The sequence below is a fragment of the Methylobacterium sp. genome, assembly GCF_019745455.1.
GTDB lineage: Bacteria > Pseudomonadota > Alphaproteobacteria > Rhizobiales > Beijerinckiaceae > Methylobacterium.
This window is the reverse complement of record NZ_JAIETD010000107.1, coordinates 1-20820: the sequence shown is the minus strand read 5'-3', so window position 1 is coordinate 20820 and position 20820 is coordinate 1. Positions and strand designations below refer to the sequence as shown.

At 65.7% G+C, this 20820-nt stretch carries 21 protein-coding genes; 2 read left to right on the top strand and 19 right to left on the bottom strand.

Annotated elements, in window-relative coordinates:
• Positions 1-44 precede the first annotated feature (44 nt).
• Complete coding sequence (locus tag K2Y56_RS19425) at positions 45-1085, top strand: alpha/beta hydrolase (RefSeq protein ID WP_292511352.1); 1041 nt, start codon at positions 45-47, stop codon at positions 1083-1085.
• A 172-nt stretch (positions 1086-1257) separates the two neighbouring features.
• Entirely contained in the window at positions 1258-1614 is a 357-nt protein-coding gene (locus tag K2Y56_RS19420) for a hypothetical protein (protein WP_292511349.1), read from the top strand.
• Positions 1615-1681: 67 nt separating this feature from the next.
• On the opposite strand, the gene K2Y56_RS19415 is transcribed toward K2Y56_RS19420, so the two are convergent.
• The 19 genes from K2Y56_RS19415 to K2Y56_RS19325 form a co-directional block, all read right to left on the bottom strand.
• On the bottom strand, positions 1682-1831 hold the full coding sequence (locus K2Y56_RS19415; RefSeq protein ID WP_292511346.1) for a DUF2256 domain-containing protein: 150 nt from the start codon (positions 1829-1831) through the stop codon (positions 1682-1684).
• Positions 1832-1843: 12 nt separating this feature from the next.
• Positions 1844-2119 (bottom strand): DUF1467 family protein, encoded by a 276-nt coding sequence (locus K2Y56_RS19410; protein ID WP_292511477.1) that lies wholly within the window; start codon positions 2117-2119, stop codon positions 1844-1846.
• Positions 2120-2175: 56 nt separating this feature from the next.
• The gene (mce, locus tag K2Y56_RS19405) at positions 2176-2580 is read right to left on the bottom strand and encodes a methylmalonyl-CoA epimerase (RefSeq protein WP_292511343.1); all 405 of its coding nucleotides are present in this window, start codon (positions 2578-2580) and stop codon (positions 2176-2178) included.
• Positions 2581-2636: 56 nt separating this feature from the next.
• Positions 2637-4310: a ribonuclease J gene (locus tag K2Y56_RS19400; RefSeq protein WP_292511340.1), complete on the bottom strand. Its 1674-nt coding sequence runs from the start codon at positions 4308-4310 to the stop codon at positions 2637-2639.
• Positions 4311-4322: 12 nt separating this feature from the next.
• Positions 4323-5144: a biotin--[acetyl-CoA-carboxylase] ligase gene (locus K2Y56_RS19395; protein WP_292511337.1), complete on the bottom strand. Its 822-nt coding sequence runs from the start codon at positions 5142-5144 to the stop codon at positions 4323-4325.
• 7 nt (positions 5145-5151) lie between these two features.
• On the bottom strand, positions 5152-6594 hold the full coding sequence (gene nuoN / locus K2Y56_RS19390; RefSeq protein WP_292511334.1) for an NADH-quinone oxidoreductase subunit NuoN: 1443 nt from the start codon (positions 6592-6594) through the stop codon (positions 5152-5154).
• Positions 6595-6604: 10 nt separating this feature from the next.
• On the bottom strand, positions 6605-8125 hold the full coding sequence (locus tag K2Y56_RS19385; protein WP_292511331.1) for an NADH-quinone oxidoreductase subunit M: 1521 nt from the start codon (positions 8123-8125) through the stop codon (positions 6605-6607).
• 38 nt (positions 8126-8163) lie between these two features.
• Positions 8164-10260: an NADH-quinone oxidoreductase subunit L gene (nuoL, locus tag K2Y56_RS19380; protein WP_292511329.1), complete on the bottom strand. Its 2097-nt coding sequence runs from the start codon at positions 10258-10260 to the stop codon at positions 8164-8166.
• A gap of 72 nt (positions 10261-10332) precedes the next feature.
• Positions 10333-10638, bottom strand: a complete 306-nt coding sequence (gene nuoK, locus K2Y56_RS19375) for an NADH-quinone oxidoreductase subunit NuoK (protein ID WP_292511326.1) — start codon at positions 10636-10638, stop codon at positions 10333-10335.
• 28 nt (positions 10639-10666) lie between these two features.
• Complete coding sequence (locus K2Y56_RS19370) at positions 10667-11287, bottom strand: NADH-quinone oxidoreductase subunit J (RefSeq protein ID WP_292511322.1); 621 nt, start codon at positions 11285-11287, stop codon at positions 10667-10669.
• A 118-nt stretch (positions 11288-11405) separates the two neighbouring features.
• Positions 11406-11894, bottom strand: a complete 489-nt coding sequence (nuoI, locus tag K2Y56_RS19365) for an NADH-quinone oxidoreductase subunit NuoI (protein WP_292511320.1) — start codon at positions 11892-11894, stop codon at positions 11406-11408.
• Positions 11895-11969: 75 nt separating this feature from the next.
• The gene (gene nuoH / locus K2Y56_RS19360) at positions 11970-13001 is read right to left on the bottom strand and encodes an NADH-quinone oxidoreductase subunit NuoH (protein ID WP_292511317.1); all 1032 of its coding nucleotides are present in this window, start codon (positions 12999-13001) and stop codon (positions 11970-11972) included.
• A 9-nt stretch (positions 13002-13010) separates the two neighbouring features.
• A complete protein-coding gene (nuoG, locus tag K2Y56_RS19355) occupies positions 13011-15092 on the bottom strand; it encodes an NADH-quinone oxidoreductase subunit NuoG (RefSeq protein ID WP_292511314.1) in 2082 nt (693 codons plus the stop codon).
• A gap of 43 nt (positions 15093-15135) precedes the next feature.
• Positions 15136-16437, bottom strand: coding sequence for an NADH-quinone oxidoreductase subunit NuoF (gene nuoF / locus K2Y56_RS19350; RefSeq protein WP_292511311.1), 1302 nt, complete (start codon positions 16435-16437; stop codon positions 15136-15138).
• 1 nt (position 16438) lies between these two features.
• On the bottom strand, positions 16439-17782 hold the full coding sequence (nuoE, locus tag K2Y56_RS19345) for an NADH-quinone oxidoreductase subunit NuoE (RefSeq protein ID WP_292511308.1): 1344 nt from the start codon (positions 17780-17782) through the stop codon (positions 16439-16441).
• Positions 17783-17804: 22 nt separating this feature from the next.
• Entirely contained in the window at positions 17805-18995 is a 1191-nt protein-coding gene (locus tag K2Y56_RS19340; protein ID WP_292511305.1) for an NADH-quinone oxidoreductase subunit D, read from the bottom strand.
• Positions 18996-19009: 14 nt separating this feature from the next.
• Positions 19010-19657, bottom strand: a complete 648-nt coding sequence (locus K2Y56_RS19335) for an NADH-quinone oxidoreductase subunit C (RefSeq protein ID WP_292511304.1) — start codon at positions 19655-19657, stop codon at positions 19010-19012.
• Positions 19658-19661: 4 nt separating this feature from the next.
• Positions 19662-20249, bottom strand: coding sequence for an NADH-quinone oxidoreductase subunit B family protein (locus tag K2Y56_RS19330; protein WP_292511301.1), 588 nt, complete (start codon positions 20247-20249; stop codon positions 19662-19664).
• A gap of 45 nt (positions 20250-20294) precedes the next feature.
• Positions 20295-20660, bottom strand: a complete 366-nt coding sequence (locus K2Y56_RS19325) for an NADH-quinone oxidoreductase subunit A (protein WP_292511298.1) — start codon at positions 20658-20660, stop codon at positions 20295-20297.
• Positions 20661-20820 lie beyond the last annotated feature (160 nt).

The following is a 20820-nucleotide window of genomic DNA, read 5'->3' as shown; positions in this document are numbered from 1 at the left end:
GAGACGATCGCCCGGCTCGACTTTCTCAAGGGCGACACTCGCACATGAATCCTCGCCTTCGGCCAAACCGACGCTCGCTGCTGCGCCTCGCCGCCCTGTCGGGGGTCGCCAGTATGGCATCCGGCCTTGGCGGCTGCATCGCCGACGGCCTCGTCACCGGAACCGCGGCTGGACCGGAGAAACAATCGGCCCTCGACGTCAGCCCGGTCCTCCTCGTCGCCACCACGCGCAAGCCGGTCGGCAGCCCGCCCAAACCGCCCTATTTCAATTCCGAGCGCGGCCGCGGCCTGAGCTTCGCCGAGGTCCGCCTCTCCGCGCCGGACCGTTCGCTCATCGGCAAGGTCTCCGCCGTCGTCACCGGCGACTGGGCCGTGACGGCGGTGCCGCGCGTCCAGACCGGTAGCGGAGCCGCCGCCGCCTTCGCCGATGCCGCCCTCGGCCGCGACGTGCTGATCTACGTCCATGGCTATCGTGAGAGCTTCGATTCCGCCGCCATCAGCGCGGCGCGGCTCTCGGACGGCATCCGCTTTCGTGGTGCCTCGGCCCTGTTCACATGGCCCTCCGCAGCCGCGACCTTCGATTACGGCTACGATCGCGAGAGCGCCCTGTGGTCGCGCGACGGTTTCGGCGACCTCCTCAAGGCCCTCGTCGCCTCGCCGAGCGGCGGGCGCATCAACATCGTCGCCCACTCGATGGGGACGCTCCTGACGCTTGAGACGCTTCGCATGCTGCGCGCCGAGGCCGGCGAGGCGGCGATGGCACGCATCGGCGCCGTGATCCTCGCGGCGCCCGATATCGACATCGACCTCTTCACCGGCAGCGTCGAGCGCCTCGGCACCGACGTGAACAAGATCACCGTGATCTCGTCCACGAACGACAGGGCGCTCGAACTCTCAGGCGCCATCGCGGGCGGCATCGTCCGTGCGGGCGCCGCCGACCGCGAACGCCTCGAAGCCCTCGGCGTCAGGGTCGCCGACGCCTCGGATTACGGCGGCGGCCTCATCAATCACGACCTCTTCCTGTCGAACCCGGAGGTCCAGGGGGTCGTTAAGAGAGCGATCGCGCGGAGTGCCGGAGGCGCGTGATTCCGGTTGGCCTGCCGACCGTTCACCCGTAAACGGACGGCGGCTCCGACGCATCGGACCGGAAAGTGGGATCACCTTCTCGGAAACATCCGGTGCGGCAAGAACGAGCAAGAGGGTCGGCCCGGACAGGAGGTCCGGTTTAACGCTCGAAGCCCTGATTGAGGAATACGCGATGTTCACACTCGAGATCGACGGCGTCGCCATCGCGGTCATCAATGGCAGCGAGGAGGTCGCGCGCGACCTGTTCACCTGTGACGGCTTCAAGGACGACATCCAGGCCATGAAGACCGACGGCCGTCCCCTCTGGAATGGCAAGTCCGAGCTGACGGTTCGGGCGGCGACCGAAGAGGAGATCGACGTCTTCGACGACGCCCTCGCGGAGGACGATTCCGAGGAAGACGAGCCGTTCGAACCGGATGCCCGCCACGCTCAGACCGCGTCGAACGACGACGAGGATGAGGACGAAGAGGACGACGCCGACATCGTGTTCCTGGTCGATATCGACGAGGACGAGGGGCTCGCCTCCTAAAGGCAAGCGCGGGAGATATCCAAACGGAAACTGAAGTCGGCCGGGGTCATCCCCGGTCGCCTCTCAGTCAGCTCCGCTTTGCCTCGGACCTGCACCGGTCCGAACAGTAGCGAACCTCGTCCCAGACCCGCTCCCACTTCTTGCGCCACGCGAAGGGCTTGCCGCATTGGGCACAGACCTTTGCGGGAAGATCGGCCTTCTTGCGCATCTTCGGCATGATAAGCGGGGTTCAGAGCCCTGCGAGCGGCAGGATGGCGACGGTGGCGAGGAACACCACGCTCGTCACGAGGGTGGTCCAGATCGCCTTTTCGCGAAGTCGAGGCGTCGCTGGAGCACCAGGGTCCTGGCCCGGCACGACACGTTCCGGATCGGTCTCGGCCTGATTGCGGAAAGGCAGGATCGCGAAGAGCAGGGTCCACCACACGACGAAATAGAGCGCCACGCCGCCAAAGATCGAGAGCCCGAACAGCTTGACCGCCAGCGCCACCGAGATCGCGCCGATCATGGTGATCGCCGCGAGGGTGCGCGGAGTCGATGATGTCAGAATGTTCACCAAGGCGGTCAGACCTGCTCGAGCTCGACGAGTGTGCCCAGGAAGTCCTTGGGATGGAGGAACAGCACTGGCTTCCCATGAGCGCCGATGCGCGGTTCGCCGGTACCGAGCACCCGTGCGCCCTGCGCCTTGAGCTTGTCGCGCGCCGCGATGATGTCGTCGACCTCATAGCAGACGTGATGGATGCCGCCGCCCGGATTACGCTCGACGAAACTCGCGACGGGCGAGTTCTCGCCGAGCGGCGCCATCAGCTCGACCTTGCTGTTGGGCAACTCGACGAAGACCACTGTGACGCCGTGCTCGGGCTGCGGCAGCGGCTCGGTGACCTTTGCTCCCAGCGTGTCTCGATAGATCGCGATGGCCGCGTCGAGGTCGCGCACGGCGATGGCCACGTGGTTGATGCGTCCGATCATGTGTCGCTCCTCGTTTCCGATGGGCATTCCCCTCCCCTTACGGGGAGGTGAGATACTCACACCTCGACCACCTGGACGTGGCAAGCCGGTTTCTTGCCCCAGGCCTCGTTGACGGCCGAGCGCAAGGCCCGGTCGACGGCGTTCTCCACCGCTTCCGAATCCCGGCGCTTGGCCTTCGACAGTCCGGCGAGGGTGCGGGCGACCGAATCCACCACGACGTCGAGCATGGGCTGGCCGGACTTGCCGCGGTTGGGCAGGCCGATGATGTCTACCGCCGGCTCGCCGAGAACCTCACCGCGCTCGTCCAGGACGATGGCCACGGAGACCAGACCTGCCTGCGCCAGCTTGCGGCGCTCGGGGATCGCCCGGTCCTTGGAGTCGATGAGCACGTTGCCGTCCTTGAACAGACGACCGGCCTTGACGTGGTCGATGATCTCCGGCGTGCCAGGCGCCAGACGCACGACGCAGCCGTTGCGCGCCTTGACGACGTTCTCAACGCCCTGGGCACGGGCGAAGCGGGCATGCTCGTCGAGATGCAAAGCTTCGCCATGAACCGGGATCGCGGTCTTGGGCCGGGTCCAGGCATACATCTCCGCCATCTCGTCGCGGCGGGGATGGCCCGAGACATGGACGAGGGCAGTGCGGTCGGTGATCACCTCGATGCCGGCATTGATCAGGTCGTTGATGATCGCGCCCACCGGCCGCTCGTTGCCCGGAATGGCGCGTGAGGAGAAGATCACCCGGTCGCCGGCCGTGAGGGTCACGTCCGGATGGTCGTCGCGGGAGACACGGGCGAGCGCCGCCCGGTCCTCGCCCTGCGAGCCCGTGAGCAGCACCACGACCTTGTCGCGGGGCAGGTACCCATAGGCGCTGGCGGGCCGGAAATCCGGGAGCCCGTCGAGGAAGCCGCATTCCTTGGCGACCTCGATCACCCGGTCCATGGCGCGCCCGACGGCCACGACCTCGCGGCCGCAGGCCTGCGCCGCCATGGCAACGGCGCGCATGCGGGCGACGTTGGAGGCGAAGGTCGTCACCGCCACACGATGCGGCGCATTCATGATGATCTCGCGCAAGGTCGCGGCGACCTCGGCTTCGCTCGGCGAGCGGCCCTCGCGCACCACGTTGGTCGAGTCGCCGACCATCGCCAGGATGCCCTCGTCGCCGAGCGCCCGGAAGGCTGCGGCCGAGGTGACGTCGCCGAGGATCGGCGTCGGATCGAGCTTCCAGTCACCCGTGTGCAGGACAAGGCCATGGGCCGTGCGGATCGCCACGGCATTCGATTCCGGGATCGAGTGCGAGACCGGAATGAACTCGATCTCGAAGGGCCCGACGCTGACGCGGCGGCCGGCGATGATCTCTCGGAGGACCACCTTCGGAGCGCCGGGCTCGCTGAGCTTGCGCGCTTCGAGCAGGTTCTTGGCGAAGCGGGTCGCATAGACTGGTGCCTTCAGCTTGCCCCAGAGCTCGCTGATCGCCCCGATATGGTCCTCATGCGCGTGCGTGATGAAGATCGCGAGCAGGTCCTCGCGGCGCTCCTCGATGAAGCTGAGATCCGGGAACATGAGGTCGATACCGGGGAAGCCCTCCTCCCCGGCGAAGCCCATTCCGCAATCGACCATGATCCATTTGCGGCCCTTCTCCGGCCCGAAGCCGTAGAGCGCCGCGTTCATGCCGATCTCGCCCACGCCGCCGAGCGGCACGAAGACGAGCTCGTCTTGCCCTGTCGTCATCAGATTCAAACCTCAAGCCGCCGTCGCGGCCGTCCCAAAATGCACCTCGCCCGCCGTCACGGTCCGTCGCGTTCCATCATCGGTTTCGATCACGAGCCGTCCGGCTTCGTCGATCGTCTCGAAAATTCCCTGCACCTGGCCCTCGCCGAGCCGAACCGTCACCGGCCCGCCGATCCCAGCGGCGCTCGCGAGCCAGCGCGCGCGCACATCCGGAAATCCTTCGCCCTGGCGCCACAGCCGGATCGCGTCGACGACGCTGTCCGACAACCTCGCGAACACCTCCTCGGCGGTGAAAGCGTGCCCGCACTGCCTGAGGCAGGTTGCCCGATAAGGCAATCCCTCGGGCGCCGCCGCGACGTTGACGCCGAACCCGATCACGACGATTCGACGGCCATCGCGCAGGGTCTCCGCCTCCAGGAGGATGCCGGCGAGCTTGGCGCCGCCAAGCAGGACGTCGTTCGGCCATTTGAGGCGGGGCGTCGCGCCGCTCGTTGATGGCACCCATCCCCTCTCCCCGTCAGACGGGGAGAGGGGATGGGTGCCGATCGCCTCCACGAGGGCCACACCGGCCACGAACCCCAGCGTTGCCAGCTTGGCCGGTTCGACATCGTCGACGGCGAGCAACAGGCTTGCGGCAAGATTGCCCGGCGGCGAGGTCCAGTGGTTGCCTCGGCGTCCCCGTCCGGCCTCCTGATGCCGAGCGACAACCCAGAGCGGACCCACTGCCCCCGCTCGGCTGCGTTCCAGCGCTTCGGTATTGGTGGAACCGAGGCTTTCGTGGACGGCGAGGCGATGCCCGGCAGCCTCGGCGTTCGGGCCGAGCCGATAGGTCATCCGGTTCCTAGAAAAGCGACTTCGCGGCGATGCCGGCGGCACCGACCAGGGGCGCCGGTAGCAGCCAGAACAGAATCACGACGACGCTCGACAGACCGAGCACGATGCGAAGGCCCGGCGCCATTGCCTCGTAGGGCGCTTTCGGCTCGTCGAAATACATCACCTTGACGATGCGCAGGTAGTAGTAGGCGCCGACGACGCTGGTGACGACGCCGATCACCGCGAGCGCCACAAGGTCGGCCTTGATGGCGGCGGCGAAGACGTAGAACTTCGCGAAGAAGCCGGCCAGCGGCGGGATACCCGCCAGCGAGAACATCATCGCGGCGAGGCAAAACGCCATCACCGGATGGGTCCGCGACAGTCCCGAGAGGTCGTCCACGGTCTCGAACATCTCGGAACCGCGGCGCAGGGCGAGCAGGATCGCGAATGCGCCGAGGGTCATGGCGAGGTAGATGATCATGTAGATCACGACGCCGCGGATGCCCTCCTCCGAGGCCGCCGCCAAGCCGATCAGCGCGTAGCCGATATTGCCGATGGAGGAATAGGCCATCAGGCGCTTGATCGAGGTCTGGCCGATCGCCGCGAAGGAGCCGAGCGTCATCGACGCAATCGAGATGAACACGATGATCTGCTGCCAGATCGCCGTGACGTCCGGGAAGGCGCCGATGAAGACCCGCACGGTCATCGCCACAGCGGCCATCTTGGGTGCCGAAGCGAAGAAGGCCGTCACCGGCGTCGGCGAGCCCTCGTAGACGTCCGGCGTCCACATGTGGAACGGCACCGCCGACATCTTGAAGGCGACGCCAGCGGCCACGAACACGATGCCGAGCACGATGCCGAAGCCGGCGCTCTGATGAAGGGCCGAAACGATGCCGGGGAACGAGACCGTACCGGTGAAGCCGTAAACCAGGGAGGAGCCGTAGAGCAGCATGCCCGAGGAGAGCGCGCCGAGGACGAAATACTTGAGGCCGGCCTCGGTGGATTTCAGATTGTCCCGGTGGAACGCCGCGATGACGTAAGAGGCGAGCGACGTGAGTTCGAGCCCGAGATAGAGGGCGATCAGGTCATTGGCCGAGACCATCACCATCATGCCGATGGTGCAGAGGAGGATGAGGATCGGAAACTCGAACCGGTCGATCCGCTCGCGCTGAAAATAGTCCCGCGACAGCAGGATGGTGGCGCCCGAGCCGATCAGCACCAGGGCCTTCATGACGCGCGAGAATCCATCGCTGATGAAGGAGCCGTTGAGGGTCGTGATCTTGGCGCCGGTCTGGGAGACGACCACGAACAAGGCCAGCACGATGAGCAGCAGGGCGCCGACATTGACGCCTTCCACGGAGCGCTCGCCCTTGAACGACCCGTAGAGGATCAGCACCAGGACCCCGACGGCGAGGATCAGCTCGGGCAGGGCTGGCCCGAGCGCCGGCATCACGATCTGGGCGGCGTTCATCGGTTCACTTTCAGCGCGAGACGGCCGGCAGCACAGCCGCGGTCTGCGTGGTCGAGAGCGCGGTCTTCATGCTCTGCATCAGCGCCTCCGTCGAGGGGGCGAAGGTGTCGAGAATCGGGGCGGGGTGGACGCCGTAGTAGATCGTCAGCGCCACAAGCGGCGCGATGATGATTTTTTCGCGGAGGTCGAGGTCGAGGATGCCCTGCGGGTTGGGCTTCTCGAGCTTGCCGTAGATCACCCGCGAGTAGAGCCAGAGCGCGTAGCCCGCCGAGAGGATGATGCCGAAGACCGAGAAGAAGGCGACCGTCGGGTTCGCCTTGAAGGCGCCCATCATCGCCAGGAACTCGCCGACGAAGCCGGAGGTGCCGGGCAGGCCGACATTGGCCATGGTGAAGACCATCATCGCAGCAGCATAGAGGGGCATGCGCTTCACGAGCCCGCCATAGGCGGCAATCTCGCGGGTATGCATCCGGTCATAGACGACGCCGACGCAAAGGAAGAGCGCGCCCGAGACGATGCCGTGCGAGATCATCAGGAAGAGCGCGCCCTGGATGCCCTGCTCGTTCAGCGTGAAGAGGCCGAGCGTCACGAAGCCCATATGCGCGACCGACGAGTAGGCGATGAGCTTCTTGATGTCGGTCTGCATCATCGCGATCAGCGACGTGAAGATGATCGCGATCACCGAGAGCGCGAAGACGAGCGGCGCGAAGTAGTGCGACGCGTCCGGAAACATCGGCAGCGAGACTCGGATGAAACCGTAGCCGCCCATCTTGAGGAGGATGCCGGCCAGAATCACGGAGCCCGCGGTCGGCGCCTCCACATGCGCGTCGGGCAGCCAGGTATGGACCGGCCACATCGGCATCTTCACCGCGAAGGAGGCGAAGAAGGCGAGCCAGAGCCAGTACTGCATGCCGACCGGGAAGCGGGTCTGGAGCAGGGTCGGGATGTCGGTGGTGCCGGCGTGCCAGTACATCGCCATGATGGCGAGCAGCATCAGCACCGAGCCGAGCAGTGTGTAGAGGAAGAACTTGAAGCTGGCATAGATGCGGCGCTTCCCGCCCCAGATGCCGATGATAAGGAACATCGGGATCAGGCCTGCCTCGAAGAACAGATAGAACAGGACGAGGTCGAGGGCCTGGAACACGCCAATCATCGTCGTCTCGAGGACGAGGAAGGCGACGAAATACTCCTTTACCCGGGTCCCGATCGAGTTCCACGAGGCCGCGATGCAGAACGGCATCAGAAAGGTGGTCAGCAGGATCAGCGGCATCGAGAAGCCGTCGACGCCGAGCTTGAACCGGATCGTGTCGGTCAGCCAGGCATGGGTCTCCACGAGCTGGAAGCTCGCGGTCGAGATATCGAACCGGCCCCAGGCGACCAGCGAGAGCAGGAAGGTGACGATGGTGGTCGCGAGCGCCGCCCAGCGGGCGTTGCGGCGCACGGCCTCCGTCTCCTCGCCGAGGGTGAGGATGAAGGCCGCGCCGCAGAGCGGCACGATCAGCAGACCGGAGAGGATGCCGAGGCCGAACATCTAGCGGGGGCTCCGAAGGGAGGAAACGAGGCCGGCCATCACTGTCCGACCTTCGGCAGGCCCGAGACCATGTACCAGGAGATCAGCCCGGCGACGCCGACGAGCATGACGAAGGCGTAGTGGTAGACGTAGCCGGTCTGGAGGCGGACGACGCCGCGCGTGACGTCCATGACGCGGGTGGCAATACCGTCCGGGCCCATCCCGTCGATGACGCGCCCATCGCCCTCCTTCCAGAGGAACTTGCCGAAATCCTTGGCCGGGCGGACGAAGATCCGGTCGTAGAGCTCGTCGAAGTACCACTTGTTGAGGAGGAAGCGGTACAGGACCGGCTGCTGCTCCGCGAGACGGCCGGGCAAGTCCGGGCGGCGGATATACATCCAGAACGCCAGCACGAATCCGATCAGCATCATGATCGCCGGGGAATAGGCGACGATCTTCGGCACCGAGTGGATGTCGTGCATGATGTGGTTGTCGGGCCCATGCGCCAGGGCCGGGCCCCAGAACGCCTCCATGCCCTCGCCGATGAAGCGGTCCTTGAAGATAAGGCCGGCGAAGAGCGCGCCGAAGGCGAGGATCGCCAGCGGAATGGTCATGACCAGCGGGCTCTCGTGAGGCTGGTGCGGCGCGTGGTCGTGGTGCTCGATGGCGCTGTGCGAGGCCGGCTCGATATCGTGGCCGTGGTCGTCGTGTGCCACGCCCTCATGGTGGCCAGGCGCGCCGTCGGCCTGATGCGCCATCGCCGAATGTGCCACGGCGGGAGCGTGATCGTCGTGGTGCCCGGCGCCGTGCGCCGCCCAGCGCGCCGGCCCCTCGAAGGTGAGAAAGAACAGGCGCCAGGAATAGAACGAGGTCATCAAAGCCGCGATCACGGTCGCCAGGAACGCCAGGGTGTGTCCCGGCCGCGTCGAGGCATAGGCCGCCTCGATGATCGCGTCCTTCGAGTAGTAACCGGCGGTGAAGGGGAAGCCGATCAGCGCCAGAGTGCCGATCGTCATCATCGCCGTCGTGAACGGGATGTGCTTCCGAAGGGCACCCATGTTCCGCATGTCCTGCTCATGGTGCAGGGCGTGGATGACCGAGCCGGCGCCAAGGAACAGCAGCGCCTTGAAGAAGGCGTGGGTGAAAAGGTGGAACACGCCGGCGGAGTAGGCGCCGACGCCGAGCGCCACGAACATGTAGCCGAGCTGCGAGCAGGTCGAGTAGGCGATCACCCGCTTGATGTCGTTCTGCACGAGCCCGATGGTCGCCGCGAAGAAGGCCGTGATGCCGCCGACCACAGTCACGACGATCAGCGCGTTCGGGGCAAGCTCGAACAGAGGCGATAGGCGTGCCACCATGAACACGCCGGCGGTCACCATCGTGGCGGCATGGATCAGCGCGGAGACCGGGGTCGGGCCCTCCATCGCATCCGGCAGCCAGGTGTGGAGCAGGAACTGCGCCGACTTGCCCATCGCGCCCATGAACAGGAGCAGGCAGGCGAGCGTCAGGGCATGCCAGTCCTGACCCAAGAAGTGGAAGCTCGCGTCCTTGAACTCGTTCGCGCGCGGGAAGATGCCGTCGAAGGCGACCGAGCCGAACAGGACGAAGACGAGGAAGATGCCGAGCGAGAAGCCGAAATCTCCGACGCGGTTGACGATGAAGGCCTTCATCGCGGCGGCATTCGCCGAGGGCTTCTCGTACCAGAACCCGATCAGCAGGTAGCTCGCGAGGCCGACGCCCTCCCAGCCGAAGAACATCTGGACGAGGTTGTCCGCCGTCACCAGCATCAGCATGGCGAAGGTGAACAGGGACAGGTAGGCGAAGAACCGCGGCCGGTGCGGATCCTCGTGCATGTAGCCGACGGAGTAGAGGTGAACGAGGGTCGAGACCGTGGTGACGACCACGAGCATCACGCGGGTCAGCGTGTCGATGCGGAAGGCCCAATCCACGCTGAGATCGCCGGCCGCGAACCAGGTCGCCACCTGCACGCGCAGGCTTTCGCCGCCGCCATCAAGGAACACGCCCCAGGACAGGAGAGCGGAGAAGCCGAGGCAGCTGGTGGTGATCCACTCGCACAGGCGCGGTCCGAGGTAGCGGCCGAACAAGCCGGCCACCAGGGCGCCGATGAGGGGGAAGAAGACGATCGCGTGGTACATTGATCTAACGTCCGGCCTCGCAGGGCACGTTCAGGCCCTCGCCACGTCGTGTTCGGTTCAGCGTCAGGGCCGTCATCCTTTCATCATGCTCACATCCTCGACCGCGATCGAGCCGCGGTTCCGGAAGAACACGACGAGGATGGCGAGACCGATGGCGGCCTCGGCCGCCGCCACCGTCAGGACGAACAGGGCGAACACCTGCCCGACGATGTCGTTGAGATGGGTCGAGAAGGCGACGAGGTTGATATTGACCGCGAGCAGCATCAGCTCGATCGACATCAGGATGACGATGACGTTCTTGCGGTTGATGAAGATGCCGAGCACGCCAAGCGTGAACAGGATCGCCGCGACGGTGAGGTAGTGGCTCAATCCGATCATCGTCCCGATTGCCTCCCCTGAGCCGCCATCAGACCTCGACGCCCTGGCGCGAGGGCACCTTGATCGTCTCGATCGCCATCCCTTGCGTGCGTGCGTTCTGAACCGAGATGTTCTGGCGCTTGACACCCGGTCGATCGCGCAAGGTCAGAACGATCGCGCCGATCATTGCGACGAGCAGGATCAGGCCGGCGAGCTGAAAGAAGTAGACGTAGTCGGTGTAGAGGACCCGGCCGAGGGCCTGTGTGTTGGTGGCCGCCTCACCGCGCGCGGCATTGCCGAGCGGCGCCTGGACCAAGCCCGGATCGATCGCCCAGGATCCGACCACGAGGACGAGCTCGATCAGAAAGATCACCCCGATGAGACCGCCCACCGGAAGGTAGCGTTGGAAGCCTTGTCGCAGTTCGGCGAAGTCGACGTCGAGCATCATGACGACGAACAGGAACAGCACCGCGACGGCGCCGACATAGACCACCACCAGGATCATCGCCAGGAACTCGGCCCCCATCAGGACGAACAGGCCGGCGGCGTTCACGAAGGCGAGGATCAGGAACAGCACCGAGGCTACGGGATTGCGCGAGGCGATCACCATGAAGCCGGACGCAACGGCGAGCCCGGAGAACAGATAGAAAAAGGCAGCGGCTGCACTCATGCGATTGTTGAGATCAGCCGCCCCGAGGACGGCCCCTTCTGCCTTAGCCTAAGCAATGGGCCGGAATGCCGCCCGTCTATAGAACCCGGTCCTGCGAGGCACAACTGGGTTGCGCCGGTCAACGATACGGCGCGTCGACGGCGAGGTTGCGCGCGATTTCCCGCTCCCAGCGATCACCGTTCAGGAGAAGCTTTTCCTTGTCGTAGAGCAGCTCCTCACGGGTCTCCACCGAGAACTCGAAGTTCGGACCCTCCACGATGGCATCCACGGGGCACGCCTCCTGGCACATGCCGCAGTAGATGCACTTCACCATGTCGATGTCATAGCGGGTCGTGCGCCGCGTGCCGTCGTTGCGCCGCGGCCCCGCCTCGATCGTGATGGCCTGGGCCGGGCAGATCGCCTCGCAGAGCTTGCACGCGATGCAGCGCTCCTCGCCATTCGGATAGCGCCGCAGGGCGTGCTCGCCCCGGAAGCGCGGACCGCGATGGCCCATCTCGAAGGGGTAGTTGATCGTGGCCTTCGGCTTGAAGAAGTACTTCATCGCAAGGGCGAACCCCGAGACGAATTCCTTCAGCAGAAGGCCCTTGGCAGCCTGATCGAGCTTCATTGCGCGATCTCCGTTGAAGCGCTTCCAGGAAAAGTGTGAGCGGTTTTCCGTTGGAAAGCGCGAAAAAACAAAAGGTTAGGTGGGGATGGCCACCGGCGCGAGGCCGGTGAGCTTGAGGACGAACGCGACGACCACGACGGAGGCGAGCGAGAGCGGAAGAAACACCTTCCAGCCGAGCCGCATGAGCTGGTCGTAGCGATAGCGCGGCACCATGGCCTTCACCATGGCGATCATGAAGAACAGGAAGCTCGCCTTCAGGACGAACCAGATCAGGCCCGGCACCCAGGTGAACGGCGCGAAGGGGATCGGCGAGAGCCAGCCACCGAGGAACAGCACGGTGCCGAGCGCGCACATGGTCATGATCGCCACGTACTCGCCGAGCATGAACAGGAGGTAGGGTGTCGAGGAGTACTCGACCATGTAGCCCGCCACCAATTCCGATTCGGCCTCCGGCAGGTCGAAGGGCGGGCGGTTGGTCTCGGCCATCGCGGAGATGAAGAACACCACGAACATCGGGAACAGCCAGAGCCAGTACCAGCCGAGGATGCCGAGCGACGTGTCCTGCGCCATGACGATGCGCGAGAGGTTGAGCGAGCCGGCGCAGAGGAGGACGCAGATGATGACGAAGCCGAGCGAGACCTCGTAGGAGATCATCTGGGCGGTGGAACGGAGCGCGCCGAGAAAGGCGTATTTCGAGTTCGAGGCCCAGCCGCCCATGATCACGCCGTAGACCATCAGCGACGAGATCGCGAAGATATAGGTGATGCCGACATTGAGGTCGGCGATCGCCCAGCCCTCCGCCAGCGGGATCACGGCCCAGGCCGCCAGGGCCAGAGTCGCGAAGATCAGCGGCGCCAGGAGGAACAGCGCCTTGTTGGCCCCGGCCGGGATCACCGGCTCCTTGAGCACGAACTTCAGAAGATCGGCGAAGGACTGGAACAGCCCCCACGGCCCGACCACGTTGGGCCCGCGGCGCAACTGGACCGCCGCCCATATCTTGCGATCGGCGAGCAGGGCGTAGGCGATGAAGACGAGCAGCAGCGCAAGGAGCACGAAGCTCTTGAGCAGCAGCAGCAAGACGGTGCCGAGCGTTTCCCAGCCGGTCATGGACAGCCCCTATTCCGCCGCCTGGAGACCGCGCGTCTGCGCGAGGCTCGAACACTCGGCGAGCACGCGCGAGGCGCGCGCGATCGGATTGGTGAGATAGAAGTCAGTGATCGGCGAGGCGAAGGGCGCCTTCTCCGGCTCGCCGCCGAGGGCTGACAGCGCCTCGACGGTCGCCGCGACATCGCTCGGCGCGATCGCGCTGAGGGCCGCGAAATGCGGGTGCTCGGCGTAGAGCGAGCGCCGAAGCGCCCCCAGCGAATCGAAGGGCAGGCGCTTGCCGAGGACGTCCGAGAGTGCGCGAAGCACCGCCCAATCCTCGCGGGCGTCGCCCGGCGGGAAGCCGGCCCGGTTCGTCGTCTGGACCCGGCCCTCGAGGTTGACGAAGGTCGCGTTCTTCTCGGTGTAGGCCGCGCCCGGCAGGATCACGTCGGCCCGGCTCGCGCCGCGGTCGCCATGGGTGCCCTGGTAGATCACGAAGGCGCCCGGCCCGATCTCGACCTCGTCGGCGCCGAGATTGAACAAGACGTCGAGCGAGCCGGGCTGCGCCATCTCGGCGAAGCCCAGGGCCCCCTCCCCTGGCACGAAGCCGAGATCGAGGGCGCCGACGCGGGCGGCGGCGGTCTGGAGCACGGCAAAGCCGTTCCACTCCGGCGTCACTGCGCCGATATCCTTGGCGAGCGCGGCAGCGGCCGACATGATCGCCGCGCCGTCCGGCCGCGCGAGCGCACCCGTGCCGACGACGATGAGGGGATGGCTCGCGCCCTTCAGCACCTCGGCGAAGCTGTGCCGGCCGGCGGCAATTTCCGCCAGCGTCTCAGGTCCGGCACCGAGATAGGTGTGGGGATAGGTGAGGTCCGCCGCCTCGCCGATGAGGCCGACCGCGAGAGGCCCCATCCGCCAGCGCTTGCGAATGCGCACGTTCAGAAGCGAGGCTTCGAGGCGCGGATTGGTGCCCACCAGCAGGATCGCATCCGCCTCCTCGATTCCCGCGATGGTGGGATTGAAGATGTAGGCAGCCCTGCCCCAAGCCGGATCGATCGGCTGCCGGTCTTGGCGGCAATCCAGGTTGGTCACGCCAAGCGAGGTCATCAGCGCCTTGAGGGCGTAGATCTCCTCGACGGCGGCGAGATCACCGACCACCGCGCCGACGCGCTTCGGGTCCGCACTCTTCATCCTGGCCGCGATGGCGGCGAAGGCCTCACCCCATGAGGCCGGGCGCAGGCGGCCATTCTCGCGCAGAAACGGACGGTCGAGGCGCTGAAGGCGAAGACCGTCGACCGCATGGCGGGTCTTGTCCGAGATCCACTCCTCGTTGATCTCCTCATGGACGCGCGGCTCGATCTGCATGACCTCGCGGCCGCGCGCATCGACGCGGATGGCGCAGCCGACGGCGTCCATGACGTCGATCGACTCGGTCTTGGAGAGCTCCCAGGGACGAATGTTGTAGCTCTGCGGCTTGTGGACGAGGGCGCCCACCGGACAGAGATCCGCGACGTTGCCCTGCAGCTCAGAGCCCATGGCGGATTCGAGGTAGCTCGTGATCTCCATGTCCTCGCCGCGACCGATCGCACCGAGATCCGGCACCCCGGCGACCTCGGCGAGGAAGCGGACACAGCGGGTGCAGTGGATGCAGCGGTTCATCGCCGTGCGCACCAGCGGGCCGATATACTTCTCCTCGACCGCGCGCTTGTTCTCGCCGTAACGGGTCGAATCGACCCCGTAGGCCATGGCCTGGTCCTGCAGGTCGCAATGGCCGCCCTGGTCGCAGATCGGGCAATCGAGCGGGTGGTTGATGAGGAGGAACTCCATCACCCCCTCTCGGGCCTTCTTGGTGGTGCCCGAGCGCGTGAGGATCTCCGGCGGTTCGCCGTTGGGGCCGGGCCGGCAATCCTTGACCGCATAGGCGCAGCTCGCCACGGGTTTGGGCGCACCCTTCAGCTCGACGAGGCACATCCGGCAATTGCCGGCGATGGACAGCCGCTCGTGGAAGCAGAAGCGCGGGATCTCCGCGCCCGCGACCTCGCAGGCCTGGAGCAGGGTGTACTCGGCAGGAACATCGACCTCGATGCCGTCGACGAGGAGTTTTGTCATTCGTGCTTCTCGGTCTCGAACCTTGGTGCGACGACGATAGGAATCACTCAGCCGCCATCGGCACGGGGTCGGTGTGCGGGTTGGCGCTGTAGCGGTCGATGCGACGCTCGATCTCGGGTCGGAAGTGGCGGATCAGCCCCTGGATCGGCCAAGCCGCCGCATCGCCCAGCGCGCAGATCGTGTGACCCTCGATCTGCTTCGTGACATCGAGCAGCATGTCGATCTCTCGGCGCTGGGCGCGCCCTTCGGTCATGCGCTTCATCACGCGCCACATCCAGCCGGTGCCCTCACGGCAAGGCGTGCACTGGCCGCAGCTCTCATGCTTGTAGAAATACGAGATGCGGGTGATCGCCGCGACGATGTCGGTGGACTTGTCGAGCACGATCACGGCTGCCGTGCCGAGGCCGGAGCCGAGGTTGCGCAGGGTGTCGAAATCCATCTTGGCGTCGATGATCTGCTCGGCCGGCACCAGCGGAACCGATGAGCCACCGGGGATCGAGCACAGCAGGTTGTCCCAGCCGCCGCGCATGCCGCCGCAATGCTTGTCGACGAGTTCTCGGAAGGTGATGCCGAGTTCTTCCTCGACGTTGCAGGGCGTGTTGACGTGGCCGGAGACGCAGAACAGCTTGGTGCCGGTGTTGTTCTTGCCCCCGAGCCCTGCGAACCACGCTCCGCCGCGGCGCAGGATGGTGCCGGCCACCGCGATGGACTCGACGTTGTTCACCGTCGTCGGGCAGCCGTAGAGGCCCATATTGGCCGGGAATGGCGGCTTAAGCCGCGGCATGCCCTTCTTGCCTTCGAGGCTCTCGAGCAGCGCCGTCTCCTCGCCGCAGATATAGGCGCCGGCGCCGTGATGGACGTAGATGTCGAACGGGTAGCCGTGGATGTTGTCCTTGCCGACGAGCTTCGCCTCGTAGGCCTCGTCGACCGCTTTTTGCAGGGCATGCTTCTCGGCGACGTATTCGCCGCGAATGTAGATGTAGCAGGCATGCGCCGCCATCGAGAACGAGGCCAGCATGCAGCCCTCGATGAGGAGATGCGGATCGTGCCGCATGATCTCCCGGTCCTTGCAGGTGCCGGGCTCGGATTCGTCGGCGTTGACGACGAGGTAATGCGGCCGGCCATCCGACTTCTTCGGCATGAACGACCATTTCAGGCCGGTCGGGAAGCCGGCGCCGCCGCGGCCGCGCAGGCCCGAGGCCTTCATCTCGTCGATGATCCAGTCCCGACCCATTTCCAGGAGGAACTTGGTACCGTCCCAGGCGCCGCGCTTCTTCGCGGCGTCCAAGCCGGGAGAATGGAGCCCGTAGAGGTTCGTGAAGATGCGATCCTGGTCGGAGAGCATGTCAGCGACTCACTAGTTTCGGCTGGCCAGAAAGGGCGGCGGCCTGTGCCACCCAGCCCTCGCGGTCGATACGGCCCGGAAAAGCCAGGTAGGTGCCGACCCAGGCGACCTCGTCGCGGGTCCAGGCGGCGACCTGATCGAAATGGTAGATGCCGAGCCCGTGCAGGCGCGCCTCGTTGCCGGGACCGATGCCCTTGATGCGAGTCAGGGCGTCCGGCTGTCCGGCACGGGCGGCATCGAGGCCGGCCGGGCGGGTACCGACCGCATCGGCCTTCTGCTCAGGGCTGGCGTCTTTGGGCAGAGCAGCGAGCTTGCCCTCGATCCGCGCCACCTCGGCCTCAGCCGCGACCTCGCCCTCGCTGGCACCGGAGGCCGCGGGCTGCGGTGGCGGCTCGCTCCGGGGCAGCGCCGATTGTTTTCCCGCCTCGGCACCCGCCGCCTCGCCTTCGGCGATCGTCTCGGCGGCTGCCTTCTCGACCGGCGGGTTCGGCTGCGCCGTCGAATCGGTACCGTCGGCAGCCTGAGCCTTGTCGGTGGATGTCACCGGCGTCTGCCCGGCTGCGGAACGCTGTGCCGGCGTATCCATGGCGGCGGTGCCGACGGCCCTGCCCGCATCCGGACGAGCCGGCTTCGGATCGGTGGCGGCTCGCTGCTCCGAAGACTCGGCTTCGCCGGTCGATTCTTCGGCTTCCTTCTCCTCGAAGCGCTTGCGCCAGGCGCCGACGCGCGACCCGTCGAACAGGGTCGGGTCGGTCAGCGTGTTGACGGCATCCTTCGGCTCGGAGGAGACCCGGCCGATCTGCGAGCCGACCTTCACGGTCCGACCTGCAGCGAGGTCGTCCATGAGCGTCCCGAGCAGCTCGGGCGTCAGATCCTCGTAGTAGTCCTGATTGATCTGCGCCATCGGGGCATTGCAGCAGGCGCCGAGGCACTCGACTTCGAGCCAGGAGAAGTTGCCGTCGGCGCTGACATGGCCGGCCGGGCCGAGGCGCTTCTGGAGGTAGTCCTTCAGCTCGCGCGCGCCGCAGGAATCGCACGGCACCGTACCGCAGAGCTGGATCCAGAACCGGCCCACCGGCTCGAGTGCGAACATCGTGTAGAAGGTCGCGACTTCGAGCACGCGGATATGCGGCATACCGAGCTCGTCGGCCACCGCCTCGATCGCCTTCTGAGGCAGCCAGCCGCCATTCTGCTCCTGCGCCTTCCACAGGAGCGGGATCACCGCCGAGGCCTTACGGCCCTCGGGGTATTTCTCGATCTGTCCCTTCGCCCATGTCGCGTTCTCGGGGGAGAAAGCGAAGCTCTCGGGCTGCTCGGCGGCGGGGGCGAGTCTGCGGTTAGCCATCAGTTCGAAACCTTGAAACCGGTCACCGGTCCACCTCACCGAACACGATGTCCAGCGTGCCCAGCACGCAAGAGACATCCGCCAGCATGTGACCACGGCACATCCAGTCCATCGCCTGGAGATGAGCGAACCCCGGAGCCCTGATCTTGCAGCGGTATGGCTTGTTGGTGCCGTCCGACACGAGATAGACGCCGAACTCGCCCTTGGGTGCTTCGACCGCCGCGTAGACCTCGCCAGCCGGCACGTGGAAGCCCTCGGTATAGAGCTTGAAGTGGTGGATCAGCGCTTCCATCGAGCGCTTCATCTCACGGCGCGGCGGCGGCGCGATCTTGCCGTCGAGAGCGGAAATCGGACCCTGGCCGGCAGGCTCGCGCAGCTTGGCGCAGCACTGCTTCATGATCTTCACGGATTCACGCATCTCTTCCATGCGGATGACCTGGCGATCGTAGGTGTCGCCGTTCTTCCCCACGGGGATGTCGAACTCCATCTCCTCGTAGCACTCGTAGGGCTGGGATTTCCGCAGGTCCCACGGAATGCCGGAGCCGCGCACCATCACGCCCGAGAAGCCCCAGGCCATGGCCTCGTCCACGGTCACGATGCCGATGTCGACGTTGCGCTGCTTGAAGATGCGGTTGCCCATGACGAGGTTGTCGAGGTCGTCGACGACCTGAAGGAACGGATCGCAGAACGCCTCGATGTCGTCGATCAGAGCCGGAGGCAGGTCCTGATGGACGCCGCCCGGCCGGAAATAGTTGGCGTGGAGCCGCGCACCCGAAGCGCGCTCGTAGAAGATCATCAGCTTCTCGCGCTCCTCGAACCCCCACAACGGAGGGGTCAGCGCTCCGACATCCATCGCCTGCGTGGTGACGTTGAGCAGGTGCGAGAGAAGTCGCCCGATCTCGCAGAACAATACGCGAATGAGCTGCGCCCGGCGCGGCACCTGCAGCCCCAGCAGCTTCTCGATGCCGAGGCAGAAGGCGTGCTCCTGGTTCATCGGCGAGACGTAGTCGAGACGATCGAAGTAGGGCGTCGCCTGCAGGTAGGTCTTGTACTCGATCAGCTTCTCGGTGCCGCGATGCAGGAGGCCGATATGCGGGTCGACCCGCTCGACGATTTCGCCGTCGAGTTCGAGCACGAGGCGCAGCACGCCGTGCGCCGCCGGGTGCTGGGGCCCGAAGTTGATCGCGAAGTTGCGGATGTTGTGCTCGGTCATAGGCCTCGCTCCGCTCAGGCCGACTTCTTCTCGTCGCCTGGGAGCACGTATTCGGTGCCTTCCCAAGGCGAGAGGAAATCGAAGTTCCGGAATTCCTGCGCCAGCTTCACCGGCTCGTAGACGACCCGCGCCTCGTCCTGGTCGTAACGGACCTCGACGAAGCCGGTGAGCGGAAAGTCCTTACGCAGCGGGTGCCCCTCGAAGCCGTAGTCGGTGAGCAGGCGGCGCAGGTCCGGATGCCCCGAGAACAGGATGCCGTAGAGGTCATAGGCCTCGCGCTCGAACCAGTTCGCAGCCGGAAAGACCTCGATCACCGAGGGGACCGGGGTGGTCTCGTCGGTCTCGACCTTGATGCGGATGCGGCAGTTATGGCGCAGGGATAGCAGGTGGTAGACGACGTCGAAGCGCCTGGCCCGGCTCGGATAATCCGCGCCGCAGATATCGATGAAGCAGCGGAAGCCGCATGCCGGATCGTCGCGCAGGTACGTCAGCGCGTAGACGATGTCGCTCGCCTGGACCACCATCGTCAGTTCGCCGAAGGCGATGGTGCGCGAAACGACGGCTGGACCGAGAGCGCCGGCGATGTGGTCGGAGAGCGCCTGCAGGGCGCCCTCGCCCGAAGGAGCCTCGGTATGGCGCAGGATCATGATGCCGTTGGTCATGCGCTTACCGCTCGATCGTGCCGAGGCGACGGATCTTCTTCTGCAGAAGCAGCACGCCGTAGAGCAGCGCCTCCGCCGTGGGCGGGCAGCCGGGCACATAGATGTCCACCGGCACGACCCGGTCGCAGCCGCGCACCACCGAATAGGAATAGTGGTAGTAGCCGCCGCCATTGGCGCAGGAACCCATCGAGATGACGTAGCGCGGCTCCGGCATCTGGTCGTAGACCTTGCGCAAAGCCGGGGCCATCTTGTTGGTCAGCGTCCCGGCGACGATCATCACGTCGGACTGGCGCGGCGAGCCACGGGGAGCGAAGCCGAAGCGCTCGCAATCGTAGCGCGGCATCGACATCTGCATCATCTCGACGGCGCAGCAGGCGAGCCCGAAGGTCATCCACATCAGCGAGCCGGTGCGGGCCCAGTTGATGAGGTCGTCGGTGGTCGTGATCAGGAAGCCGCGGTCGGCAAGCTCATTGCTGATCGACAGGAAGGTCGGGTCATTGGCCCCTATCGGCAGGCCAGTATTGGGGTCGATGATGCCTTTGGGCAGCGGCGCCACCTGAGGGCTACGGGAGATATCGGTGCTGAAGGCCATCGGTTTCTCGGGATCAGGCTTCGGGCAAGGCGTAAGACGTGTCGGCTAGTCCCATTCGAGGGCGCCCGTGCGCCACTCGTAGACGAAGCCGACGGTCAACACACCGAGAAAGGCCATCATCGACCACATGCCGAACCAGCCGAGCTCACCGAATGTGATGGCCCAGGGAAACAGGAAGGCGACTTCGAGGTCGAAGATGATGAACAGGATGGCGACGAGGTAGAATCGCACGTCGAACTTCATGCGCGCGTCGTCGAAGGCATTGAAGCCGCACTCATAGGCCGACAGCTTCTCCGGGTCGGGGCTGTTGTAGGCGACGAGAAAGGGCGCAACGAGCAAGGCCGCGGCGATGAACAGCGACACGCCGATGAAGACGATGAGGGGCAGGTAATCTGCCAGCAGGCCGGTCATGCGACGCCTCTCGCGCTCTTTGCCATCGCGGCACCCGAAGCGCCGACGAGCTGGAATTGATCCACTTTCAGACTGTGCATCACCGCTTAGACGAGCGTCATGGGTGAAACAAGGGCGTCATGCGCCACACAAAATTGCTTATGACCGGTAGGTATGATCG